Source organism: Candidatus Protochlamydia naegleriophila (assembly GCF_001499655.1).
In the GTDB taxonomy this organism is placed as follows: domain Bacteria; phylum Chlamydiota; class Chlamydiia; order Chlamydiales; family Parachlamydiaceae; genus Protochlamydia; species Protochlamydia naegleriophila.
On the sequence record NZ_LN879502.1, the window covers coordinates 1,768,786 to 1,793,117 of the forward strand.

Here is a 24,332-nt window from a genome sequence, read left to right on the forward strand (position 1 = left end):
TAAAAAGTTTATTATTTAGATAATTTCTTGTTTTCGAGCTTTTATTTCGCTATGATTGTAGCACATAAGGTTAGTCCTAACGACGTCATGGGAATACAGCCCCTATCAATCCTGACGCTTGCAATCTTGTCCATCCTTTCAGGATCATTACCGCAAGCCAAAAATCTGATTTCGCTAGAACTACCTTCATAAGGACGACTATGGAACAAGTTTGCGGCTACATCGAACGATTGACATTTCACAACCTAGAAAATGGGTATACCGTTGCCCAGCTGCAACAAGCTAAAAAATCTGAGTTAACTTGCATAGTCGGTTGCATGCCAGGCATTCAACCGGGCGAAACGGTCCGTTGCTTTGGTGCTTGGAAAACCCATCTCATCCATGGACGTCAATTTGAAGTCGCAAATTATAAGGTAGAAGCCCCCGCCGATATCGTAGGAATCAAAAAATACCTAGGTTCTGGATTAATTAAGGGAATAGGCCCCAAATATGCCAGTCGCATCGTAGATGCATTTGGCGCAGATACCTTAGCCATCATTGAAGACTGCCCTGAAAAACTTTTAGAAATCGCTGGCTTGGGAACTAAAAGGATCGAAAAGATCAAAGCTTGTTGGATCGAACAAAAATCAATCCGCGATGTGATGGTCTTTCTGCAAGGAAATGGAGTGAGTCCAGCTTTTGCTCAAAAGATTTTTAAAACCTATGGCTCTCAAAGCATCACAAAAGTTAAAGACAATCCTTTCTGCTTAGCAAGAGATATTTTTGGAGTGGGATTCAAAACGGCCGATACCATAGCCCAAAAAATGGGTATCACTAAAGACTCAGATCAACGAATTGATGCAGGCATTGAATATGTCTTATCTCAGTTGTCCGGAGATGGGCATGTCTGCTACCCGGTCGACGACTTCTTAAAGGAAGGGGAAAAAACGCTTGAAGTGACTCCAGATCAAATAGAGAGGCGGTTACAAGGACTGCAGCAAGAAGGCCGCATTGAATTGGCTGATTTAATTGAAGAGGGGAAAAAAAAGCGTTTTGTTTGGCTCAAGCCTCTCTTCCTTGCAGAAATAGGCATTGCCAGAGAACTCCGAAGACTTAAAAAGGGAGTCAGCTCTCTTAGGCAAATAGATGCTGGAAAGGCTGTCCAGTGGGTACAAGAGCAATTGCAAATACAGCTGGCTGCCAACCAAAAAGAAGCCGTCGCCCAAGCCATCATAGATAAACTCCACATTATTACTGGAGGGCCGGGTACAGGTAAAAGCACGATTACTAATGCCATTCTAACGATCAGCGGAAAGCTCACCCAAAAAATTTGTCTCGCTGCACCAACTGGGCGGGCAGCCAAGCGCATGAGTGAAATAACCAAGCGCAAGGCATCCACCATTCACAGCCTTCTAGAATACGACTTCAAAACAGCAGGCGGATTTAAACGAAACCGTGAAAACCCGCTGGACTGCGATTTGATGATTGTCGATGAGGCAAGCATGATAGACACTTTTTTAATGTATGGCCTTTTAAAAGCACTTCCAGACCATTGCCGTGTTATTTTTGTTGGAGACATCAATCAGCTTCCAAGCGTGGGCCCAGGAAACGTCTTAAGAGATATGATTACTTCCTACACCCTTTCTGTAACGACGTTAAATGAAATTTTCAGACAGGCTGCAGGGTCGCACATTATTACCAATGCTCACCGCATCAATCGAGGGACTTTTCCAAGCCTTTATAATGGACAGGACAGCGATTTCTTTTTTATAGAATGTCACGAAAATGAAGAGGTCTTAAATACGATTGTAAAACTGGTCTCGCAACGCCTTCCAAACCGCTACGGATTTAATCCGACGCAAGATATTCAGGTTTTGGCACCTATGAAGAAGGGAGTAATTGGAACCGAACATCTCAATCAATCCCTTCAACTGATTCTCAATCCCAAAGAGCACGCGCTCTTTAGAGGAGGGCAAAAATTTCAAGTCGGTGACAAAGTCATGCAAATCCGCAACGACTACCAAAAAGAGGTTTTCAACGGAGATGTTGGCTATATTCTAGAGATCGATCCCGACGAACAACAGGTGCTCATCCGTTTCGACGATAAAGAAGTTCCTTACGACTACAGCGATTTAGATGAATTAGTATTAGCGTATGCCATCTCCATACACAAATTTCAAGGCAGCGAATGCCCCTGTGTTGTCATGCCTGTGCATACAAGCCACTTCATGCTATTGCATCGCAATCTCCTCTACACGGGTATTACTCGTGGAAAAAAACTGGTCGTTTTAGTTGGAACAAAAAAAGCCTTAGCCATCGCAGTTAATAAAGACGACGTACAAAAGCGTCATACAAGCCTTCAACAAGCCCTAATGGAAATTCTCTGATGCAAAAGAAGCGTCCCTCCTCCCCCACTCTCAAATCGCTGCTAAAGAACACATCGCTCAGCTCTATTATCGCTTTGCTCCTATTTGCCATTTATCAACTGGTTGGCGATCTTTCTCCTCTTTCTTTGCCGACTGAGGCTTCAAGCAAAATTGCCTACTCGCAGCCTGCTACTTTGCACTCCTCTTCAGACACGCTAAAACTCTACTCTAATCAGACCCAGGACGACTTAAAAGCCCTTTATCTTTCAGCCATTCAAAATGCAAAGGAATCGATCACCTTTTCCATTTACTCTTTAGTCAATCAAGAAGTCATCCATGCATTGAATCAAAAAGTAGAGGCTGGCATTCCCGTACACATTGTCTGCGATGCCAAAGCATCAATTGGAATCTCCCGCAAACTACCCAAAGCAACGATCGTAAAAAGGCTCTCCCAAGGCCTCATGCATCAAAAAATCCTCATCGTCGATCAGAAGCAAATCTTGTTAGGTTCTGCTAACATGACAACGGAATCTTTGCGCACGCATGGAAATCTTGTCTTTAACATGCAACACCCAGCTCTTGCCCAAGCTTTAACCGAAAAAGCCAAGAGCATGGATGAAGAAGGCAATACAAGTAAGCTCATGCACTGCCAGGCCAGAATAGGCAATCAAGATCTCGAACTATGGGTTTTGCCAGACGATCCAGATGCCGTTAAACGAATGATTCAACTCTTCCAGTCGGCAAAAAAAACGATTAAGGTTGCCATGTTTACCTGGACCCGCGCCGATTTCACACAAGAGCTGATTGCAGCGTCCAAACGCGGAGTTAGAGTCGAAGCTGTGATTGATCGCTACTCAGGAAAAGGAACAAGCGCAAAAGTCGTTCGCATGCTGAACGAAGCTGGAATCCCTGTTCGCTTAAGTACAGGACAAGGCCTTTTGCATCATAAATTTGCTTATATCGACGACGCTATTTTGGTCAATGGATCCGCCAATTGGACTCAGTCTGCCTTTAAAGCAAATGACGACTGCTTCATTGTTCTTAATTCCCTTTTGCCTGAGCAAAAAAACAAAAAATGAATCAACTTTGGCAGGCCATTCAAAAACAATCTGAAAAAGTTGCCTTAGCCACAAAAAAAGGATCTAAACGCACAAAAAAGGTCAACTCATGAAAATTGCCCTGATTGGCTATGGAAAGATGGGACAACTCATTGCCCAGCTAGCTCCACATAGAGGACATGAAATCGTAGCAGCCATTTCTCCCTCGTCTAAAAAAATTAATGAACAATTAAGCCAACTTCAAGAAGCCGATATTTGGATTGACTTTAGCCACCCTGACGCTGTTCTTGACCATTTACGCAAAAGCATAGCTTTAAAAAAACCTTTAGTCATCGGAACTACTGGATGGGACGACCAATTGCAACTTGCCAAAGAACTCGTCGCTTCGTCTTCGATCGCATGTCTCTATGCACCTAATTTTTCAATTGGCGTCCATCTCTTCAAAAAAATTGTCTCTTATGCCGCTCAACTGATCGCTCCATTTACTGAATACGACCTAAGCGGAATTGAATACCATCACAAGCACAAATTAGACGCCCCTTCAGGCACCGCCAAGGCATTGACATCCTCCATTATGCAACATTTACCCCACCTCGCCGACTTTCAATTTTCCAGTGTACGCTGCGGCTATATCCCTGGCACGCATACACTCTGCTTAGACAGTCCAGTCGACACCATTACACTCACGCATCAAGCTCGCAGTCGAGAAGGATTTGCTTATGGGGCCCTTACAGCCGCTGAGTGGCTCAAAAACAGAAAAGGTTTCTTTACCTTAGATGACTTAATACCCATTTCATTAAAACAGGAATAAGAAGATGCGTTTACAAGGTGTTTATACAGCTTTGACAACTCCTTTTACCACAGACGGGCAGTTAGATGAAAAAGGACTGAGAGAGCATTTGCGATTTCAAGTTAGGCATGGCATCGATGGAATCGTTGTGTTGGGCACAACAGGAGAATCCCCGACCTTATCAGGCGAAGAAAAGGCACGAATCATTGAAATTGCACGCGAAGAAACTAAGAAAAAAACACAGCTCCTTGTTGGCACCGGCAGTTATTCAACCTCCCAGACAATTCTCGCCACTAAGCAAGCAGAACAACTTGGCGCTGATGCTGCCTTGATCGTCACCCCCTATTACAATAAGCCCACGCAAGAGGGATTGTATCGCCACTTTGAAGCGATCTGCCAAGCAACATCTTTGCCGATCTGCATTTACAATATTCAAGGAAGAACTGGCCAAAACCTTCAAACCGAAACGCTTCAGCGTTTAACATCCCTTCCCGCCATCATCGGTGTCAAAGAAGCATCAGGCAATGTCCCTCAAATGAGCGATGTAATTGAAGGGATAAGCCGCCGCAAGAAGCATTTCAGCGTCCTTTCCGGAGATGATGCCTTAACTCTGCCTTTAATAGCGCTCGGCGGCCATGGCGTCATTTCCGTCGTTAGCAACCTTATTCCAGGAGCCATCAAGTCTTTAGTGCAAGCCGCTTTAAACGGAGACTTTGTCAAGGCCCAAGAGTGGCACTATCAACTTCTCCCTCTGTTTAAAGCTACTTTTATCGAAACAAATCCCATTCCAATAAAGGCGGCTTTAAGTCTCTATGGAATGGCAGCAGGTTCTTGCCGCCTCCCTTTATGTGATCTTCTTCCACATAACTATGAACAATTAGCTAATGTCTTAAAACAAATGCCACAAGAATGGATCGAAGGCTATGGTCAAACGTAACTTACATCTTGCTAAACTACAATCGGGCTACTTATTCCCTGAAATCACAAAACGCAAAAAAGCGTTCTTGGAAAAAAATCCATCTGCCGAGCTGATAAGCTTAGGTATTGGCGATACGACACAGCCCATTCCTTCCCTGATAGCCAATTCGATGGCAATCACAGCGGAGGCTTTAGCAACTCCAGATGGCTATTCAGGCTATGGACCCGAACAAGGACACTTTAACTTACGCCAAGCCATTTCAGAACAAGTGTATCAAGGCAAAAGGCCTGCCGACGATATTTTTGTTTCAGATGGATCTAAGTGCGATATTGGCCGCCTGCAAATTCTATTCGGTGGCCAGGCAAGTATTGCAGTCCAAGATCCCTCTTATCCAGCTTATGTCGATACTGGCGTTATCATGGGGCAAACATCAACCTATCATCCTCTCTCTAAACAATACAGCGGCATTACTTACATGCCATGTACGCCAGAAAACAGCTTCTTCCCTTCCCTCGAAAAATTGCCAAGGACCGATCTCATCTTTTTCTGTTCGCCCAATAATCCAACAGGAGCTGCAGCCACTTATGAACAACTCAGCCAGCTCGTTGACTTTGCCAAACAAAACGGCTCTGTCCTCATTTTCGATGCTGCTTATGCCTGCTTCATTCGCAATCCAAACACCCCTCGCTCTATCTATGAAATTGAAGGAGCCGAAGAGGTCGCCATCGAGCTTGGTTCTTTTTCCAAAATGACTGGATTTACGGGAGTGCGTCTAGCTTGGAGTGTCGTTCCCAAAGAACTTCGCTTTGAAGATGGACACCTTGTTCAAAATGACTGGAACCGAATTAACTCCACTTTTTTCAATGGTGCTTCCAATATTGCCCAATCTGGAGGCTTAGCAGCACTGCGACCAGAAGGACTTAAAGCCATTAAGGAATTAACCACGTTTTACATGGAAAATGCAACAATGCTCAAAGAGATGTTTGAAGCCTTAGGTTACATAGTCTATGGTGGAGTGGACACTCCATATATTTGGGTTCATTTCCCCAATCAGAGCTCGTGGGAAGCTTTTGAAATGCTCTTAGAAAAGTCACACATTATCAGCACGCCTGGCAGTGGATTTGGACCAGCAGGAGAAGGCTTCTTGCGTTTTAGCGCTTTTGCCAATCGTGCAAATATTATAGAAGCCATTTCAAGACTTAGAAGAGCTCTTCACAAGCTGGATCGAGTTTAAATGGTTGAATAGAGCGTAGACAAGGATTGCCAGTAAATCGACAAAAATTCACGTAACAAATATACACGAAAACAAGGAATAAAAAGAGATACTGGCTTTCTGGACATCACTTCCTATCAACCAAGCTTCAGCAAAGTCCATCCTAAGGAGGCAAGATGAAATTACATACACTTGGTGAATTTGGATTGATTCAACGCTTTAGTCCTTTTTTCACTCAAAACCTTCCTCTTGGAGTTGAAGGGATTGGAGATGATTGTGCTATCATTCCCCAAAACGGCCAGCACTCGTTTTTAATCACAACAGATTTATTAATAGAATCCATTCACTTTCTCACTACCACTACTTCGCCTGAAGACCTAGGCTATAAATCCCTTGCCGTTAGCTTAAGCGACATTGCAGGAATGGGAGGAAAGCCTCTGTATGCCTTTTTATCAATCGCCCTTCCATCGACTATGGAAGTCGATTGGGTTGATCGTTTTTTTCAAGGATTTCGGCAATTGGCGGAAAGCGAGAATGTCTTGTTGCTTGGCGGCGATACAACGCGGTCAGAAGAAATTGCCATCAATGTCTTAGTCATCGGATCAGCGCAAACAGACCACATCAAACGCCGCTCACAGGCTAAAGAAGGCGATATTATTTGCAGTACCGGATACTTAGGAGACTCTGGTGCCGGGCTCAAAATCCTGCTGGAAAATCTTCCACACAATCCCATCACTGAGGCGCTCATCCACCAACACGTGCATCCCCGTCCCCATCTGTCAGAGGGAGAATGGCTAGCCTCGCAAGTGGGCGTTCACGCGATGATGGATATTTCAGATGGTCTTGACTCTGACATTCAACACATCATGGAAAGATCGCATTGCGGAGCCAAACTCTATCTTGACAAGCTCCCCCTTTCCCCTTCTCTTAAAACGTGTGCAAAGCAATATGGATGGTTTGCAGAAGAAATGGCAGCTACTGCAGGCGAAGACTATTGCCTACTCGCTACTGTCAATCCTAATGCCTACGCTGCACTCAATTTAGGCTATCAGCAACTATTCGATAGACCTCTTTTTAAAGTCGGAGAAATAACGACTGGTTCGACGCTTTCTTATTTGAAAGATGGCCAACCCTTTCAACTATCAAAAACCGGATTCGACCATTTTTCGGCCAAGTCGTAATCGGAAGCCCTTTCTTGCACCTCGATTTTTTCGCTAAAGAGATAAAAAATACTTGTCAGAAGAAGTTTGATCCCCTACTATCAAATTTTTACTTTAAACCCAGGAGTCTTATGTTACTTGGACGCCCATTCAACATTGGTTTCCTTTTGTTAGCTATTTATCTTATTTTAGTTGGATTAGTTGCTTTGATTGGTACCTTAGCAATTCCACCCATTTTATTGGGTATATTAGCTCTCTTGTCAGGTATTTTCATTCTAATTGGCCGCTAAATCAGCAGCCTTGCGACCGAACCAGCAAAGCAGCTGATTCGGTCTTACTCCCTCGCATGCATCAATAAATAACAACACCTCTTAATTATGATCCTTCCCCTCTTGTTCTAAATCCCTCCGCTAGTTATAGTAACTATTCATTTACTAGTTATCCTAACTATTTTTTTAAGTGTAAATCTTACCAAGGGACTAGCCGTGACTATCATTCAGCTAGCAATGATTTTCTTTATCATTACCAATCCAATTGGCAACTGCCCAACTATTATCGCCCTCATTAAAGACCACACCATTCCGCAGCAACAAAAGATCTTATTCCGAGAGTCGATGTTTGCCTTAATTTTGGCCGTCTTTTTCTTATTCTTGGGCGAAACATTTCTTAGCAGCTTGAATATCCGCAACTACGCACTCACAATCAGTGGTGGCGTTCTCTTATTTTTAGTTGCCCTCAAGATGATTTTTTCCGATCGTACAGAAGCCAAGGCAGATACTCCCAAACAAGATCCATTTATTGTGCCAATTGCCACTCCTCTGTTATCGGGAGCAGGTTTGCTGACCATGATCATGCTTTACTCTAAGCAAGAAGCTAACGACATGAAAATCTTCCTGGCTATTTTGCTCGCTTGGGTTGGCGTGACGGGCGTGTTAGTTTCAGCCCCATACCTGCAGGTCTTCCTTGGAAAGCGTGGTTTAGCGGCTCTTGAACAGCTCATGGGAATGTTGCTGGCGATGATTGCCACTGAAATGATTGTTCAAGGATCGTCCTTATTTTTAACTGCCCTCTCTACAGTTTAAACGTCTAGGAGTATTAAAAATGTCCCTCTTTAGCATTGCACTAGTGCTTCTCCTGATCATGGACCCGGTCGGAAATATTTCTGCTTACCAATCGATGGTTAAAGAACTAAACCCTAAACGCCAGTCTTGGATTGTATTCAGGGAAATGCTTATTGCCTTAGGCGTGATGATTGCTTTTAATTATTTAGGTGAACTCATCTTCGACTTCCTCGATCTATCCGAAACGACTGTTCGCTTGTCATCCGGCGTAATCCTCTTTTTAATCGCAATAAAAATTCTATTTACGGCTTCGGACAGTCCAAGAGCCAATCTTCCAAAGGGGGAACCGTTTATTTTCCCATTAGCAGTTCCACTAATTGCAGGGCCTGGACTCATGGCAACTCTCATGCTTTATGCTCATTTGGAGCCCTATCAATCCATTATGATCATAGCTATTTTAATTGCTTGGGCACTATCCGTTGTTATTCTCCTATTTTCCGGCACTATTAAACGCTTTTTAGGGTCAAGCGGCTTGATGGCTTGCGAAAGATTAATTGGCATGGTGCTCGTTTTAATCGCTGTTCAGCGCTTTTTGGAAGGGATATTACTCTTTTGGGCAACACAGCCTCAGCCAGCGTAAGCGGCCCCCTGCATGCAAAACATTAAGCTTACCATAGCCTACGATGGACGAAATTACTTAGGGTGGCAAAAGACTCACATGGGACCAAGCATTGAAGAAACGCTTCAAACCATTTTAGAGCAAATTCTTCAACACCCTACTCCTTTGCAAGCTGCCAGCCGCACAGATGCCGGAGTGCATGCTCTTGGACAAATTGTCAATTTTTTAACAGCTAAGCCAGTTGCAGACTTTAACAGGCTTGTAATTAGTTTAAACAGCCTGCTTCCTAAAGACATTACGATTTTAGCTGCAGAACCTGCTGCAGCTTTTTTTCATCCAACCCTGGATTCTACAGGCAAAGAATACCGCTACTTTGTTTGTTACGACTCATTTCAGCTTCCTCATCATCGCTTTTATTCGTGGCATTGCCCTTATCCGCTACAGCTAGATGAAATGAGGAGTGCTCTTGCTTTTCTAATTGGAGAGCACAATTTCGAAGCCTTTTGCAATTTCAAGAAGAATGCCCACTACACTGACTTTGTCAGGCATATTCAGATCATTGCCATTGAAGAATTGGAAGATAAGCGGCTTTGTATAAGGGTCAGGGGAAACCACTTTTTATACAAGATGGTACGCAATCTGGTCGGCACTTTGGTTTATGTCGGCAAAGGCAAAATAGCCAAAGAATCCATTCCAATGATACTCAAATCAGGAAAAAGGACTGAGGCTGGTGTGACAGCGCCGGCGCATGGATTGTTCCTCCACACCGTTTTTTATTAATCACCTTTCATAAGTACAACTAGGAAAATCTACATTGTTCTTCGATGTCGGATTTATCAGCATCCTAAACAGGATCTACAATCTCGGTTGCTTTACATTTAGCCAAGTATTCAACCAAGAAAACCGTCCCATAACCAATAGTACAGCATAGACAGGCAAGCCAGAACAGTGAGGAATCGAAAGAAGGCCAGATGGGATGCAATAAAATGAGCTGAGGTCCTTTATCCAGCTTTAGAGGTAATAAAGCATGCGTGTAGGACCAAAACGGCCAAACAGAACGCAAAGCTCCAATCATAAAACCTGATAAAACAGCCAAACTAAGATCAGGATAATGACGCAATAAAGCACTCACAAACCGAGCAAAGCCAATAGCTCCCCCTACAATTCCGATTAATAGACTAAATAAGACTGAAAGAGCTTCAAGGTCAATTGTAAATTGACCAATTCCTGCAACAAAATCTGCTAAAGCAGCTATGACAATTGGATAGACACCTAAAAGAGTCAGCAAATAACTTCCAGAAACACCAGGAAGCAGCAATGCGCATACGGCAATCGCGCCGCAAGCAATCAACCATAAATCAAGAAAACTCACACGATGCAGGGTAGCAAATTGACTCGCAATACCGACTAATACTCCCTTTTCATCATAGACTGGAGTGCTTGGCTGAATCACTTTTTTTGCAAGAAGAACCCCTAATGTAGATCCAGACAGCTCTTTCAAAAGCTTCTCTTCGGCACTATAATTGGATAGGTCTGAAGTAGAATAGTTCAAATCGATTTGAACGGCATAGAAGCCATCAACCTGAGGTGCTAACGTTGCATCTGTCAAAAAATAGGCCGTCACAATGCCAACGAGCAATCCAGCCCCAACTTTCAAACTCCACTGACTAATCTGCCGCAGACAAAAAGTAAAGGACGCCAAAATCAACCCTAAAAAGCCCGCATATAAATAGACGCGATAGACCTCATCGGAAAGAACCATATGCAAGAAACTAGAAAAGCTTAAAATAGCGCATGCAATCCCTCCAACAAGAGTCACTAGAAACTTCCATGCCACCTGCTGAAAAAAACTGCGCCACTGAAAGGTCACCAACAATTTAAGCGTTTCTAAATTGATTGTTTTTAAACTTTCTAAGAGAGCTTGGTAAAACCCCATAATAAAAGCAATTGTTCCGCCCGAAATCCCCGGTACCAAATCTGCGGTTCCCACGCAAAGGCCACAAAAAAACAGATAAAATCCTTTATAGGGAGAGGCGGAAGATGAAGGCATTTAAAGGACTCCAAAGAACCTGGCAACGTACCATGCGGAAGCCAAAACAAGGATAAAAGCCAATACCCACATAGCGTTGGGAAACCACTTAACTCCGGCCCCAGGATTCCCCCTAACCTCTAAAGTACCAATACCATAAGAGAACTCTTGTGCTTCTGGGCGATTGAAAACGAAAGGTTTTTCCCGGACAATCGATTCCCCATCAATTCCCAAAAAAGAGGCATATTGCTTAAAAAAGCCTTGGGCATAGACTGGGGAGATAAGCTTATCCATTTCCCCTTCTTCTAGCGCTTGCAAATAAGTCATACGAATAGACGTTGCATTTTCAGCTTCTTTAAGGGAGACATTCATTTGCTTGCGTTTTTGGCGCAAGAGATCTCCTACCGCCTGCATTTCTTGTTGCAGTGCAGGATCAATTTCTGACCCGCCTTTTCTGCGTTCCACACCTTTCTCCTGGTTATCCATTAACATGCTTCCTTTTATACATCAAAGAGCATTAAACTGATAGCTCGATTGCTTCTAAAATGGTTTTTAAGATGACTCTCAAAACTATTGTATCAATAAAGATGGCCTTCTAAGAATTCGCATCGTATGTTAGAGGCATTTTATCTATACATTCACCAATTGATCTGGTAGAATAAAGTCTTTCAAAAGGTGTTTACAAAACTCCGATTACCATTCTTTTAACGTTAATAATCAATCATATTCATGACAGACGCTTCGCCCGCTCCATTTGTTACAACGTTGGACTTAAAGCTTGCCGACAAGTTATTAAAAGATCTCCAAAAACAGGAATTTGCAATAACTTCTCCTCCTCACACACGTTTTTCTGCACGTAAAAAAGGACTAACTTGCACGCTCTATACATCGGGAAAGCTTGTCGTTCAAGGCAAAGAACAGGCCTCGTTTATCGAATTTTACCTCGAACCAGAGATTTTGGGCACCTTCACCTTTACCCATCCATTGGCAAATGTCCATTTTACTCCCCATATTGGCATTGATGAATCAGGCAAAGGAGATTTTTTTGGACCGCTATGCGTAGCAGGTGTCTATGTCACCTCTGAGCAATTCCCCAAACTCGTGGCTATGGGAATAAAAGACTCCAAAACTTTGAACGCCGCCACGATCGCCAAATTGGCTGCGCAGATCAAATCGCTTTGCCTCTACCACATCGTCAAAATCAACCCTGTAAAATACAACGAGATCTATGAGAGTTTCAAGAACCTCAATCGTCTCTTAGCTTGGGGACATGCTACCACCATCGAACAACTCGTCCAACGCTCAGGCTGCCAAGAGGTTACCATCGACCAATTCGCTGATGAACGCGTCGTCCTACTTGCTTTAAAACGAAAAAAAATGGAGGTCCAATTGACACAAAGGCATCGAGCAGAAGATGACGTTGTCGTTGCGGCCGCATCTATTTTAGCAAGGCAGGCCTTTGTCGACGGCTTAGAGCAGATGAGTCAAGAAATTGGAATAACTCTGCCTAAAGGGAGCTCCGCGGCAACATTAGCCGCCGGCAAAAAAGTTTTAAAAAACTTGGGTATCGAAAGATTGCTAAGCATCTGTAAGCAACACTTTAAAACTCTTGACGCAATTTTAGGGAAAGAAAGAGAATAGCAGTATCTAAAATTTAGGCTAAGGTCATGACTAACCGAACCCTCATTTATTTAACTGTCCTCGTGTTAATTGGCATGGCAACTCTGTTTGCGATGAATATGACGTCCATTTTAACGGGCAAGCCAGAGGATCAAACCTATCTAAAATACAACCATGTCAGAGGAATGGCTATTTCTCATAATCAAATGCTCTATACGCTCAATTTTAAGCAGCAAAACGACGTAATCGAAATCCTGAACCGCACCGTCCGTGTTGTTGGAGTTAAGCCAGGCAAGAGGCAGCGTCCAAATGTCGATAAAATTATTGTTTATCAATTTAACGATCAACCTGACCTTGTCATTACTCCCGTTGCCTATGTTGATAATAACCTCGTCTTTTCTGCACCAGCATGGAATCAAGACGGCTTTTTGATGGAAATAAGCAATGGCCGTTTACATCAATTGCTTTCGCAAACCTATGATCCCTAATCACTATTTATGTTAAAACACCTTCGCATTCAAAATATTATTCTAGTTGAAAATGCCGATATTTCTTTTAGCTCGGGCCTAAACATTCTAACAGGCGAAACGGGATCGGGCAAATCGGCCATCATGCATGGCTTAAGCTTAGCAATTGGAGAGCGTGCCGACACCTCATTGATTCGTAAAGGATGCGATAAAGGGGTTGTGGAAGCAATCTTCGATCTCGATCTCTTGAATTTAACCCAATTGCTTGCAGAAGGGGGGATTGAACATGAACATGGCCAAGAACTAATCATCCGGCGTGAAATTTCGCTTTCAGGCAAGAGCCGCGTTTTCATTAACAATCAACTCGCTCATGCTTCATTTTTGCGCAAATTTGGATCGCAAATCGTACGCATCGTGGGGCAGCACGCCAATCAAACTCTACTTTCTCTTGATTACCATCGCGAGGTTCTCGATCTTTACGGAAGTTTGTCGACATACGTCCAAGAGTTTCAAACAAGCTATGAGCTAGAAAGCGATCTCAAAACAAGACTCGATCAACTCGTTCAACAAGAAGCCCAGCGTTTGCGCGAAATCGATATTTGTCAAAGAGAGTTAGAAGAGCTTGATGAGGCGCAGCTTAAGGCCGGGGAAGATGAAGAGCTGTTTGCAGAATATACCCTTCTTTTTAATGCTGAAGAATTGGCCGAAAAGATCCAAGAAATCAACCTTGCCTTGTCAGGCGAACGACAAGCCATCTTAACAGCCTTAAACCGTCAAAAACAGACATTAGAATCTCTTGTCAGCTTTGATCCTCATTTGCAAGAAACAGCGCAAGCCTTTCAAAACGCTATGCTCGAACTTCAAGAAATTTCGCATACTTTAAGGCACTATCAAAGCCGCCTCAATCACGACCCCGAAAGACTCCATATCGTGAACGAGCGTTTAACCCTCTTAAACAGACTTAAGCGAAAGTATGGATCAACCTTAGATGACATCTTAACTTACCAAACAGTAGCGCAAGAGAAGCTGCTGCGCTTAGAAAATGCAGATGCTGAAATTGAAACACTCCAAGCCGAATTGCAAATAGCAGAAGCAAAAACGAATCATTGCGCCCAAATACTGTCAGACCAAAGACAGCAATTTTCTACACAGTTGCAAGAGCATTTAACGTCGCAACTCCACTCGCTCAACATGTCAAAAGCCGAATTCAAAGTTTCTGTCACCCCTCAAAAGCGAACTCAGTATGGTGATGATAAAATTGAATTTTTCCTGCAACCCAATGTGGGCGAACATCAAATCGCCTTAAAGGACGGCGCCAGCGGCGGAGAAATTTCCCGCGTCCTTCTAGCTTTGCAAACCCTCTTGGCAGGTAAAGAACAAACCTCAACGCTCATTTTTGATGAGGTTGACGCTAATATTGGCGGAGAAACAGCTACGATCGTAGGAGATAAACTCAAAGAAATCGGCCTGCAGCATCAAGTGATTTGCATCACCCACTTTCCTCAGGTAGCCAATTTAGCCCACCATCATATACAGATTTCCAAAGTTGAAAAAGAGGGACGCACCATTACTCAAATTCAAGAGCTTGATCCCGCCTCACGCCAACAAGAATTGGCGCGTATGGCAGGCTTTAAAACAATCCAACGCGAACAACAGCACAACGCATCTGTTTTAGTCTGATTTTAAACCGTAAGGCATTTTATCTAGCTCTTTGCAAGAGCTTTATGGATTAAAAGAAATCGATCTGATAAAGCTAAAGAGGATTCTATCCTCTTTGGCTCCGGAAGACTACTCTGCTTCAGAAACAGCTATGTTGAGCCCCATTAAAAACATTTTGATCTCACTTTTAACGACAACCTTATTGGCTAAACCCACACCAATAGGATCATGATCGAATTGCACTGCGTCGATGCGACCTCCATTTCTTGGCAATAACCCATCTAGCTGCTCTACAATTGGCTGCTTTAGCCGATGCTCGTTAAAGTGAGCGTCAGCCAACTCCAAAATCTTTTCACGTGTCATAGCATTTGCAAGGCCTTGTCCATTATGTTGATGATTTACCCTTGCAGACTTTACTCTCAAGCTATACACGACCGCATAAATCCCCGGCAATGCCGCGAAGATGACAGCTACCGCTAGAGCAATTTTTTGCTCGCGAGGATTAAGCTGCACAAGTTTACTTTTTAATACCTGACAAGCATGCCATGCAAAGTCAGTAATGAATGAAAGTGAAGTCATGTATGCTCCTGTTGATTGGGCTGACGAGGCTCGATTCGTTGTAAAATAAGCAAATACGGTTTCTTATTCGCAAAAAATTCTTCTTTTGTAATTCTTCTGATATCTGGCCTCACATCATCGCAGCTCCAGTAGTGTTCTCCCTGTTTGACACGGGCCGTGTAATGCCCGCCATGCAGCCCACCACTATGAACGACCATCCCCTTAATCTCATAACGCGCCCCTTTATCGTCGTCTATGGGAGCATCATAATAAGGCGTTAAATCAATAATCCCATCTTCAGGGAGATCTATCTCATTTTCTTTTTTTGTAGTCAATCCATTAGGAAGTACTTCAAAGCGCTTGATCTGAATAGTCATGATATCCTGGAGAGACTTCAGACGATGCCAAACAGAGTACTGTTGAACTCTCATAGGTTGAACCTCACCGACAGCCGCTTCTGCATCGATGATGATCCCCTCTTGAGGGTCAAATACTCTTTGATAACGCTCGTTTACCTCGTCAACAACCTCTACACCTAAGTTACTAGCTATTAACGCATTTAGATCACGCACTCCAGTATGCAAACCAAGGTGAAGGCCGTAAACCGGCTCTTGTGGAGAAGCGAAAAGACGCCCCGGCATCGCAGGTGTGTTAGCTACTTTTTGAATATTGAACGGGTACTCTAAAATTTCCTTCATCAAAATATCTAAAAAAGAAGCCGCATCTAGCTGTGCTCGCATCGTCAGTGGATTAAACTCAGTTCCATTAAATTGCCCATCGGCTACGAGCTTGCGAATTTTTGCCACAGAAGGTCCCGAGGTCACCGCCAAAAAGTAATCCAAATAACTAATAGGATCTTGATGTACATACTCTCCACCATGCATGAGCTTCTTAAGCTCGTGCTGAAGTTGTTTGCGGTTATCTAAATTGTGCTTTTTTTCCCTTAATTCAAACACCTTATTATTGACAACGTGGGCTGGCAGTTCTGGATTCTGAAGCTCTAGTTCCAATTGTGTAATTGTTTCGTCCAGGCTGTAATCAACCAAGCGCTTCCTCACAACATCTTGAGAGAAAAGCATGTGTAGGGTGCTGTCAATATAACAGCTATTGTCAATATTGCGCAAAGGCAGTGGGCGGTCAAATTCAACCTCATAACCCACGTTATCTGGGCGGTTACGAGCTTTTATTAACGTATCTATGAGAACATGAAACTCCCGAGGAATTCTTGCTGGATCAAAAAAAGGAATCACATGCCGCTCCACAAGCAGCCAAGTCTCATAAAGATCATCTCTAATGCTTGCCGGAAGAGCGATTTCCGACTGTAAAAAAGGACTGGCAATTCCGTAAAACTCCCTTAAAATATGAAGTGCCTTATTATTCATAAGAAGTTGAAGTTGCTCACATAAACGGCCATATTCTACCAACATCTCTATCATTCTATCGTGAATGGGAAGCGCTGGCTGCCAATTTTGTGTGATTTCAGTAAACAAACGCAATTGATTAGTTGTCTGCTCGATAGCCATTTTAAGCTGCGATAGACGTTTTAAGTCCCCCCTTACTGCCGCTCTATGCATAAAGCTATTTTGCATCTCCAGGAGCTGCCTCTCTAGAGAAGGCTTTCTAGCCTCAAAAGAATCAATCAGTTTAACAAAAGAGCGATCATGAGGATTAATCGAAGGCACGAAAATTAAACGTAGAAAGACCTCTCTTATGATAAATAATCTCCACGATACAAAAGCCAGGATAACCTCTTTACCATGCTTAACACGCTCAGCCATCACTCGAAGAGTCTGACTCACACGGCTAAAGTCAATCCGACGCTGAACAGCTTGCACTTGGGGATCCACGGGCTGAGGCATGGGAGGTGGCACAGGGTCTGTTAAAGGCGGAACGTGATCCAGTATTGGACCTGGGATTGGGCTAGACACATCAGGAATAGACATATATTCTCACAATCTATTTATTATTAATAATGAATGCATAATTTTGCCAAACAATATGATTTCTATCAACTTTTAATTGAGATTTATTCAGTCGAACGTTCTTTACAAAATATTAATGAATTTAAAATTTAACCTTCATATTCTAATATTTAATAAATGCAAAATCAAAAAGAATTATTATTAAGCAGCCCCATTCCACCTTCTGCATAAAACTTTTTTAAACTTGAATCTATTGTTATGACCTGAGAATAGGAACGTTTAACCTGTTTTTTTTCCTTATGTTGAATGGATTAAAGACATTTTTCAAATTGACGAAATAAGGAAAAGGCGCTAAAAGAGGAAGAAAAATTTTTACTTACAATCCTTTATTCTTTTGAACTGAAATTGCTCAGATCTTAAAGTACCATTCATATGGGAGGATAAAGAGAGCTTCCATTCTCTATGGGCACAATCTTGTTCTCCAGGAAAATCAATGAAATAGGATTGTAAAAAAATGGCTGACCCCAAAAAAGATTGAGAGAGCGCCGAAATCCCAGTTAAAACGAGTGTAATGAGCTCTTAAAAGCCTAGCTGCGTTTGTTTAGCTAAGAATAACTGCCAGCCAATCAATTTTATGCGGGATGTGTATAACATTTAGAAAGACAAAGACTCAGGAGTAAAACGTGAAAGGGAATCGATTTTTAGCAACAGCTTGGTTAGCAATTAGTGCGCTTTCATTTTCTTTACAAGCCACAGATATCTCAATAGACTTTAGTGATTATGGGTCAGAGCACATTAACAACTTAGCCGGCTCAGGTACAAGCACTGATTACAGCTCGATCGAAACAACCGATGCAAACGCAACGCCAAGAGCTGCAGCCAAACCCACTCCATTTAGCTTAGATGTCTACTTTGACTCCATTTCTCCAGCCAAGATTGAGCGTGGATTTTTTAAGGGTGATGAGGTTCGTTACGCGGAAGCTGAAGCCGAATTGGGAATGGTGTTTTACCATTGCCCCGCCTATTCTGAAGGAGCGAATATAGCCTTAAGTTATACCAATACCTACATCCATTGGTCGGAAAATCCATGGTTTGAGCAAGACCGCTTCCACACAGTTACTTTTACTCTCGGTGGTGTTACAAAACGCCTACAAAATTGGTTTTGGCGTGGACAATTAAATATTAATTACGACGTGGGTAGTGCATTCAGCGCAGAGTATTTCAATTACACTCTGATGGCATGGGGACGTTATGAGTATTGCCAGCACATAGGCCTGCATGTGGGTTTTATTGCGCAAACAGGCATGGGAATGGATCGAGTCTACCCCATTTTGGGTGCCGACTGGCAAATGTCGAGAAACTGGAAGCTTAACATGGTTTTCCCAGTTAACGTTTCTTTAGAGTACATCCTCAACAAACATTGGTCTCTAGCTCTTGCAGGCCGCAATTTTGACTCTCGTCACCGTGTCAAAAAAAATGAAGCACATGCAAAATCGGTCATTCGCTATCAAAATATCGGCGCCGAATTTGCCATCAAATATGGCTCTGGCACGATGACTGCTAATCTGCACGCCGGTACTACGTTAGGCGGAAAATACCGCATTGCCAATAGACACAATCACGATCCCCACCATTACAGACTCCGCCCAAGCGGCTATTTTGGCGGAGAAGTCGACGTCAAATTCTAATCATTCCTTTCAGACCACGCTTTTTAATCAAGATGTGGTCTGAATGCTTTTCCCCTCTGCCCCTTCATCTTCTCCCCCACTGTAAAAATGTTTAAACCTTTGAGACGTTGTCATTGAAATAGCATTAAATTGACATATTTTTTAAAATTCTTTATAATAACTTAACAAATATCTGATTAATTTATTAACTTAACTAACAATGTAGTATATAATTAAATTCAACACGTATAATAAAAAGGTTTCCATGACTTCCCCTCTTCAATCAATGCATTTAGTGTTTGCTGAAGTTAATACAAATCACACTTATTTAGGAGTTTCTGAAGGCACGCGCGAGTTAATTGCGACCCCGAATAAAACGCAACAGCTCAAAAACGTTTATGCGATTGCTCAGCTTCAAGTCATAAGACTGTTAGATGCCGACACCTCGCCTATAGCAGAGAAGATCTCTCATTTGCATGAACTAGAAAGAGACGGAAATGACTCCTTTTTACGATACAGCCTGAAGGCTAAAACATGGTCGCGTCGCTTTTTAAAAGGGCTTGAATACTACGCTCCCCGCTTTTTAAAAGTCATTCTACCTACAATATTTGCCAATGGTATAAGGGCTGCCGAAGTAGAAACGGAATTAGCCTACCTTGCATTTAAAGATTTATTGCGCCGCAGTATTATAGATCTGACAGGACAAACTCCCCAAAGGCCCCATCAAGTGCGACCCACCCCGCAAGCATTGCCGCCCCTTACATTTGAAAATGAGCAGCCGCGTCTACCGCCGGTGACAGATTTGCCAAATCTTTTTGCACCAGAGGCCAATCTCGAAAACCTGACGCCAGACGAATTAGATTTGATAGATTCCCAATTGATGGCCCATATTTTGGAGATGTCTGAGCGTGAATACAATTTAACCAATCAAGCGCTTGCTACTCCGCGCCCAATTCCAAATCCAGTCGCCCAGGAAGATGGGACTGTTACTCAACGAGAAGATGGGACTGTTACTCAAGCAGAAGAGGCCGTTCAACAAGGCCCCGACTTAAACCAACTCGTAACGGCTCTTGATCGCGTCAGAGAATTAAAAAGACGCCTGGCAGAAGAAGCCGTGGATGAACGCGCTAGACGATTGGGGCAGCAAGTCACAATCAATGCACAAGCCCGCCTTACACAGCGCAAAGAGACTGCTATAGACAAAGCTAGAGCCGAGATTACAAAGCTAATCGACCGTTTAAATGCGACTAGCCAAACACCTTTATCATTTGAAAAATTTAGAAGCTCCTTGATAAAGCTGGAGTATCAGCTCAACACGCTATACAATCTTTCACCCAATCTCAATAAAGAACAGTTTCTCAGAAGCGTCGGCATGGATAACTCTTTAATCGCTGTTTTCCTTAACAATTCTCTTTCAAGCATCTTCTTTAACGGCAGGTTTAATGAAATTGTCACGCTCTTAAATCCAACCAGCTGGGGGCAAGCCTACGAAGAAGCTTCGAAGCAAAGCTATGTGCAAATAATCGTGCGCAAAACCATAGGTACAGCCTTTTTAACCTTTCACAAAGACGGTAAATCCTATCGAGAATCCGAAGCTAAAAACTACAATGGACAAATTCGATTCAATCTTAAGGACTTAGAAATAACAAAAGAATTTCTAACTACCAACGCAGCGACTTGCCGGCCTTACTCTTTAGAAATTGAGTTTTCTGAGGAGGAGGTTCTGACTCCTGAACTATTCGCACAGCTGCTAGAGCTTACCAATCGGGTTCCTGATGTAACACTCAAAGGAATCTCAGAAATCGATTTCGCAGCAATGAACATCTCGGCTGAAGATGAAAAAAATATGATTGAGAATCTGTCTAAATTCAGTTTTTCAAATCTCCGATCGATCACATTGGCTAATCACGATAAATCGTCAATTGCTCCAGAACATTTTTCCAATCTGCTGCAACTCTGCCCAACTCCTGATTTAATGAAGGCTTGCTTATTGGCTTGTTCCGAGCCGAAAAAAATTGATCTTCCGCAAGTTTTACTGGCAGACAAACATGTCAATCTTTCTGGGTATCCTTTCGACTTGGTGGGCCATCTTTTAAGCCAGATGACAGATATGGAATTCCTTACATTGGATCAAGAGGAAATCACCTCCGCTTTTCTGGCACAGATGCATGAACAAGGCTACTTAAACTCACTGCAAGGGTTAAAAATATCTGATTGTAGCAACCTTACAACAGATGCTCTTTTCACGCTGACCGCATTGCCATCCTTAACGCTTTTAGAAGCACCTAATTTTTCGCAAGGAACTCGTCCTCTATCTGAGCTCCCCAAATTCAGCAATCCATTTAAAATTAGCCTGTTTTATACTCAGAGCGATTTGACAAGATCTCTTGCTCTTAGCCTATACACAGGGCTTTCAATGTGGGCGACCCGCTTTCAAATTCCTTTAGCACGATCAGGCGTGGCTGAAGTTTTTGCTCCGCATCACCTAGTTTTAGATCCCCATAGCGTCGCATGCTGGCTTCATAAAGGTGATTACAGGCATTTACAGCCCCAAGCTGCCATTCAGACAATTGTGGCAGATAATTCGGCACTATTAAATGATGACAATGTGGTAGAGTTTCTTCAGAAATTTCCAAATCTTCAGGAACTCAGCTTACATAACTGCCCAGGCATAACAAATGCAGGCGTGAAAGCACTGCTAGAAGCATGCCCACAACTCAAAAAAATCGACCTCACTAGCTGCCTGGGAATTACTGATGAGTTTCTATTAGAAAATCATTCCCTTTTACAGCAATGCGCTGAACTAAAGCTAGATCTTTCCGACACATCCATTTCTCTCGATGTCGCTAATATTTTCCGCGAGGAGTTAAATGGACGCATTGCGTTTGAAGTCAAGTCGTTAAAGATTCGAAATGAAGAGCTGACTGATGATGATGCTTTAGAGCGCATTCTCAATGCTCAAGCACTGAACCGCTTGCATCGCATCGACTTAGAAGACTGCACGAATCTTACCGATGCAGCGCTTGAGAAATTGCTCGAGCGTTTAAATGCCGATCAACGGCAAGAGGAAAATGGGCTGTGGCAGGAAAACCCGCAACGCTTAAACATTGCAATCCTTAATTTAAAAGGATGCACCGCCATTACAGACAAGGCGTTCGATGGAGTAGAATTTGAGGGTAAAATTACACCAAAAATCTTGAATTCACTAAGCCAAGTTGCCGTTGGACAAACAAAAGTTACCAGAAACCCCTCTTTGCTCTTGGCTAGCCTCTATCCGCGCATTGTCTTCCAAGAAGAATTGGCGCCTCTAATGACAGCTCTTGCCATCGACGAGCAGCTCGAAGCATGCGAATTCATGGCAGGACATGTTCAAAATCAAATGGCTGCGACTAGCTACGTCAACAATCGCATCGCCCTAGAGCTTTTTGTCGAAGAGACTGACGGAAGACGTGCATTCGAGGTACTTAGAAAACCCATTGATGTGCAAGCCGATCTTTTTAAAGACTTCACCCTCTCTTTCAGCATGACAGAAGAGTCGGTCAGAACGCCTGCCATTCAAACGTATCAAGAGTTACTCTATTCTCAATCTGGTCATTTTAGGCAACAGATGCGCGCTGGAGGAGAGATGGCGGGATCGACAAGCGTCGATTTAATTAATCAAAATGCTACAGTTCTCGCTGTTCGCGCAATTATCGATCTAATGCATGGTAAAGATATTTACCAACAATTGGATTGGAAAACGGCTGGTCAAGCAGCCGAGTTGGCAAGCGAGGCCAATTTACAACTTTCGGCAGTCCACTACAAAAAACTGCTGGAGCATATACACGGCGAATTCAATCTTGCAAGAGCCGATAAAATGCTCGTCTTGGCAAGTAAATTAAACGATAAAGCTGGAAAAGAGCTCTATGAGCAGCGGCTCATTCAACTGGCAGAAACGCGCTTTGATCTGTTGAAAATTGAATTACAACTCATTTCTCAAAATCATGGCTTAAAACAACTGGAAAACAGATTGAGTGAAATTGCCATTGAAAGAGCTCAAGAAGAAAATGACGTTGACAGACAAGCAGGCGACGCTTTGAGCCTTTTACTAGCTCAAAGACTTGCTCAGGGAGAAGAAGAAGAATTTGAAGATAGAGACCTAAGATTAGCCCTTCAGCTATCTCAGCAAAGAATGTAATGATTGGCATGTAACCTGATGAAGCCATTAGGTTGCATGCATGCCCACTACAAACAACAGGGTCTAAGTACCCTGTTGTTTGTCATTTAAATTATCCCTCCTTTAAAACTTTCTTGCCTTAAAAGAAAAGGAGGAATCGTCAACGCTCATGACAAGAGATGTTTCAAGGCTTGGCTTAAGTCTGGATAATCGAAGCGAAATCCTTTGTCTTCCAATACCTCTGGAATCACCCTCTGACTACTCATTAAAAGTTCTTCAGCCATTTGTCCAAATACCCATTTAAGAGCAAAAGAAGGGAGTTTGAAAAAAGTAGGCCGATTCAGTGCATGGCCAAGTGTTTTTACAAACTCTTGATTCGTGACGGGATTGGGACTGACTGCATTAACAGGCCCAACCAAAGAAGCTTGCCTGATCGCGTAATAAATAATCCCCAATAGATCATCGATGGCAATCCAACTGATATATTGTTCGCCAGATCCAAAAGGACCGCCTAATCCAAGCTTAAAGGGCATAAGCATATTTTTCAGGGCACCCCCGTGAGGGCTTAAAATCATTCCGCTTCTCAAGTGCACTGTCCGAATCCCTTTTTCACTCGCCGCTTGCGTTGCCTCTTCCCACTGCTGACAGACATCGGCTAAAAAACCCTGCCCTTTGGGGCTTTCCTCATTCAAAATACGCTCGCCCTGATTTCCATAATATCCAATTGCTGAAGCGCTTATTAAAACTGGGGGCGGATGCTGGAGTTGACTTAAAGCACGGCAAAGAAGACGGGTGCCTTGCACACGACTTTCAAAAATCAGCCTTTTTTTTCTTTCAGTCCACAGGCCGGCAATGTTTTCTCCTGCCAAATGAATAACAGCCCCAAATCCCTCCAGTAATTCACTATTAATCACTCCCCTTTCTGGATCCCATGCAATTTCGTCGGGTTTGAGGTCAGCCCGCGTTCTTACCAATTTAAAGACTTGATGATGCCCGGTTTCTAAAAAAGGAACTAAGGCCGATCCCACAAGACCCGAAGAACCACTGACTAATATTTTCATGCGCTCTACTCCTACTATCAACCCTATT

20 protein-coding genes are annotated in these 24,332 nt (G+C 43.1%); 15 read left to right on the forward strand and 5 right to left on the reverse strand.

Annotation, left to right across the window (positions count from 1 at the left end; genetic code table 11):
• The first annotated feature begins 200 nt into the window (after nucleotides 1-200).
• The 10 genes from recD2 (at nucleotide 201) to truA (ending at nucleotide 9,945) form a co-directional block, all read left to right on the forward strand.
• The gene (gene recD2, locus PNK_RS07430) at nucleotides 201-2,366 is read left to right on the forward strand and encodes an SF1B family DNA helicase RecD2 (protein ID WP_059061253.1); all 2,166 of its coding nucleotides are present in this window, start codon (nucleotides 201-203) and stop codon (nucleotides 2,364-2,366) included.
• Nucleotides 2,366-3,424, forward strand: coding sequence for a phospholipase D-like domain-containing protein (locus PNK_RS07435; protein ID WP_059061254.1), 1,059 nt, complete (start codon nucleotides 2,366-2,368; stop codon nucleotides 3,422-3,424). Before recD2 ends, PNK_RS07435 begins: the two co-directional genes overlap by 1 nt.
• An 88-nt stretch (nucleotides 3,425-3,512) precedes the next feature.
• On the forward strand, nucleotides 3,513-4,214 hold the full coding sequence (locus PNK_RS07440; protein ID WP_059061255.1) for a 4-hydroxy-tetrahydrodipicolinate reductase: 702 nt from the start codon (nucleotides 3,513-3,515) through the stop codon (nucleotides 4,212-4,214).
• Nucleotides 4,215-4,218: 4 nt separating this feature from the next.
• On the forward strand, nucleotides 4,219-5,130 hold the full coding sequence (gene dapA, locus PNK_RS07445; protein WP_059061256.1) for a 4-hydroxy-tetrahydrodipicolinate synthase: 912 nt from the start codon (nucleotides 4,219-4,221) through the stop codon (nucleotides 5,128-5,130).
• Nucleotides 5,117-6,346: an LL-diaminopimelate aminotransferase gene (locus PNK_RS07450; protein ID WP_059061258.1), complete on the forward strand. Its 1,230-nt coding sequence runs from the start codon at nucleotides 5,117-5,119 to the stop codon at nucleotides 6,344-6,346. The genes dapA and PNK_RS07450 overlap by 14 nt, the downstream gene beginning before the upstream one ends.
• A 155-nt stretch (nucleotides 6,347-6,501) precedes the next feature.
• On the forward strand, nucleotides 6,502-7,506 hold the full coding sequence (gene thiL, locus PNK_RS07455) for a thiamine-phosphate kinase (protein ID WP_059061261.1): 1,005 nt from the start codon (nucleotides 6,502-6,504) through the stop codon (nucleotides 7,504-7,506).
• 110 nt (nucleotides 7,507-7,616) lie between these two features.
• Nucleotides 7,617-7,775: a hypothetical protein gene (locus PNK_RS13655; protein ID WP_173636865.1), complete on the forward strand. Its 159-nt coding sequence runs from the start codon at nucleotides 7,617-7,619 to the stop codon at nucleotides 7,773-7,775.
• Between the two features lie 195 nt (nucleotides 7,776-7,970).
• Complete coding sequence (locus PNK_RS07460) at nucleotides 7,971-8,567, forward strand: MarC family protein (protein WP_079992859.1); 597 nt, start codon at nucleotides 7,971-7,973, stop codon at nucleotides 8,565-8,567.
• A gap of 19 nt (nucleotides 8,568-8,586) precedes the next feature.
• Nucleotides 8,587-9,186 carry a MarC family protein gene (locus tag PNK_RS07465; protein ID WP_059061262.1) on the forward strand — a complete coding sequence of 200 codons (600 nt, stop codon included), beginning with the start codon at nucleotides 8,587-8,589 and terminating at the stop codon, nucleotides 9,184-9,186.
• A 12-nt stretch (nucleotides 9,187-9,198) separates the two neighbouring features.
• The gene (gene truA, locus PNK_RS07470) at nucleotides 9,199-9,945 is read left to right on the forward strand and encodes a tRNA pseudouridine(38-40) synthase TruA (protein ID WP_059061264.1); all 747 of its coding nucleotides are present in this window, start codon (nucleotides 9,199-9,201) and stop codon (nucleotides 9,943-9,945) included.
• A gap of 64 nt (nucleotides 9,946-10,009) precedes the next feature.
• On the opposite strand, the gene PNK_RS07475 is transcribed toward truA, so the two are convergent.
• A complete protein-coding gene (locus PNK_RS07475; RefSeq protein ID WP_059061266.1) occupies nucleotides 10,010-11,215 on the reverse strand; it encodes a DUF368 domain-containing protein in 1,206 nt (401 codons plus the stop codon).
• On the reverse strand, nucleotides 11,216-11,686 hold the full coding sequence (locus PNK_RS07480; protein ID WP_231909233.1) for a helix-turn-helix domain-containing protein: 471 nt from the start codon (nucleotides 11,684-11,686) through the stop codon (nucleotides 11,216-11,218). It lies immediately after the preceding gene.
• A 237-nt stretch (nucleotides 11,687-11,923) separates the two neighbouring features.
• Between PNK_RS07480 and rnhC the strand changes: the two genes are divergently transcribed.
• From rnhC to recN, 3 genes are read left to right on the forward strand one after another with little or no spacing between them, the layout of a single operon-like run.
• Nucleotides 11,924-12,835 carry a ribonuclease HIII gene (rnhC, locus tag PNK_RS07485; RefSeq protein ID WP_059061269.1) on the forward strand — a complete coding sequence of 304 codons (912 nt, stop codon included), beginning with the start codon at nucleotides 11,924-11,926 and terminating at the stop codon, nucleotides 12,833-12,835.
• Between the two features lie 26 nt (nucleotides 12,836-12,861).
• Nucleotides 12,862-13,302 (forward strand): hypothetical protein, encoded by a 441-nt coding sequence (locus tag PNK_RS07490; protein WP_032124274.1) that lies wholly within the window; start codon nucleotides 12,862-12,864, stop codon nucleotides 13,300-13,302.
• 9 nt (nucleotides 13,303-13,311) lie between these two features.
• Nucleotides 13,312-14,961: a DNA repair protein RecN gene (recN, locus tag PNK_RS07495; protein ID WP_059061271.1), complete on the forward strand. Its 1,650-nt coding sequence runs from the start codon at nucleotides 13,312-13,314 to the stop codon at nucleotides 14,959-14,961.
• Nucleotides 14,962-15,069: 108 nt separating this feature from the next.
• Here the strand turns inward: recN and PNK_RS07500 are convergent, their stop codons facing one another.
• On the reverse strand, nucleotides 15,070-15,519 hold the full coding sequence (locus PNK_RS07500; RefSeq protein WP_059061273.1) for a hypothetical protein: 450 nt from the start codon (nucleotides 15,517-15,519) through the stop codon (nucleotides 15,070-15,072).
• Nucleotides 15,516-17,441 (reverse strand): ubiquitin carboxyl-terminal hydrolase family protein, encoded by a 1,926-nt coding sequence (locus PNK_RS07505; RefSeq protein ID WP_032124271.1) that lies wholly within the window; start codon nucleotides 17,439-17,441, stop codon nucleotides 15,516-15,518. The genes PNK_RS07500 and PNK_RS07505 overlap by 4 nt, the downstream gene beginning before the upstream one ends.
• Before the next feature lie 662 nt (nucleotides 17,442-18,103).
• On the opposite strand from PNK_RS07505, the gene PNK_RS07510 reads away from it, so the two are divergent.
• Entirely contained in the window at nucleotides 18,104-19,108 is a 1,005-nt protein-coding gene (locus tag PNK_RS07510) for a DUF6268 family outer membrane beta-barrel protein (protein WP_059061275.1), read from the forward strand.
• 244 nt (nucleotides 19,109-19,352) lie between these two features.
• A complete protein-coding gene (locus PNK_RS07515; RefSeq protein ID WP_059061277.1) occupies nucleotides 19,353-23,264 on the forward strand; it encodes a leucine-rich repeat domain-containing protein in 3,912 nt (1,303 codons plus the stop codon).
• A gap of 146 nt (nucleotides 23,265-23,410) precedes the next feature.
• On the opposite strand, the gene PNK_RS07520 is transcribed toward PNK_RS07515, so the two are convergent.
• Nucleotides 23,411-24,304 carry a TIGR01777 family oxidoreductase gene (locus tag PNK_RS07520; protein ID WP_032124269.1) on the reverse strand — a complete coding sequence of 298 codons (894 nt, stop codon included), beginning with the start codon at nucleotides 24,302-24,304 and terminating at the stop codon, nucleotides 23,411-23,413.
• Nucleotides 24,305-24,332: the final 28 nt, after the last annotated feature.

What these genes read in the sequence shown, in the direction of transcription:
- recD2 (WP_059061253.1), top strand. Translation starts at nt 201, where the DNA reads ATGGAACAAGTTTGCGGCTACATCGAACGATTGACATTTCACAACCTA.
- PNK_RS07435 (WP_059061254.1), top strand. Translation starts at nt 2,366, where the DNA reads ATGCAAAAGAAGCGTCCCTCCTCCCCCACTCTCAAATCGCTGCTAAAG.
- PNK_RS07440 (WP_059061255.1), top strand. Translation starts at nt 3,513, where the DNA reads ATGAAAATTGCCCTGATTGGCTATGGAAAGATGGGACAACTCATTGCC.
- dapA (WP_059061256.1), top strand. Translation starts at nt 4,219, where the DNA reads ATGCGTTTACAAGGTGTTTATACAGCTTTGACAACTCCTTTTACCACA.
- PNK_RS07450 (WP_059061258.1), top strand. Translation starts at nt 5,117, where the DNA reads ATGGTCAAACGTAACTTACATCTTGCTAAACTACAATCGGGCTACTTA.
- thiL (WP_059061261.1), top strand. Translation starts at nt 6,502, where the DNA reads ATGAAATTACATACACTTGGTGAATTTGGATTGATTCAACGCTTTAGT.
- PNK_RS13655 (WP_173636865.1), top strand. Translation starts at nt 7,617, where the DNA reads ATGTTACTTGGACGCCCATTCAACATTGGTTTCCTTTTGTTAGCTATT.
- PNK_RS07465 (WP_059061262.1), top strand. Translation starts at nt 8,587, where the DNA reads ATGTCCCTCTTTAGCATTGCACTAGTGCTTCTCCTGATCATGGACCCG.
- truA (WP_059061264.1), top strand. Translation starts at nt 9,199, where the DNA reads ATGCAAAACATTAAGCTTACCATAGCCTACGATGGACGAAATTACTTA.
- PNK_RS07475 (WP_059061266.1), bottom strand. Translation starts at nt 11,215, where the DNA reads ATGCCTTCATCTTCCGCCTCTCCCTATAAAGGATTTTATCTGTTTTTT.
- PNK_RS07480 (WP_231909233.1), bottom strand. Translation starts at nt 11,686, where the DNA reads ATGTTAATGGATAACCAGGAGAAAGGTGTGGAACGCAGAAAAGGCGGG.
- rnhC (WP_059061269.1), top strand. Translation starts at nt 11,924, where the DNA reads ATGACAGACGCTTCGCCCGCTCCATTTGTTACAACGTTGGACTTAAAG.
- PNK_RS07490 (WP_032124274.1), top strand. Translation starts at nt 12,862, where the DNA reads ATGACTAACCGAACCCTCATTTATTTAACTGTCCTCGTGTTAATTGGC.
- recN (WP_059061271.1), top strand. Translation starts at nt 13,312, where the DNA reads ATGTTAAAACACCTTCGCATTCAAAATATTATTCTAGTTGAAAATGCC.
- PNK_RS07500 (WP_059061273.1), bottom strand. Translation starts at nt 15,519, where the DNA reads ATGACTTCACTTTCATTCATTACTGACTTTGCATGGCATGCTTGTCAG.
- PNK_RS07505 (WP_032124271.1), bottom strand. Translation starts at nt 17,441, where the DNA reads ATGTCTATTCCTGATGTGTCTAGCCCAATCCCAGGTCCAATACTGGAT.
- PNK_RS07515 (WP_059061277.1), top strand. Translation starts at nt 19,353, where the DNA reads ATGACTTCCCCTCTTCAATCAATGCATTTAGTGTTTGCTGAAGTTAAT.
- PNK_RS07520 (WP_032124269.1), bottom strand. Translation starts at nt 24,304, where the DNA reads ATGAAAATATTAGTCAGTGGTTCTTCGGGTCTTGTGGGATCGGCCTTA.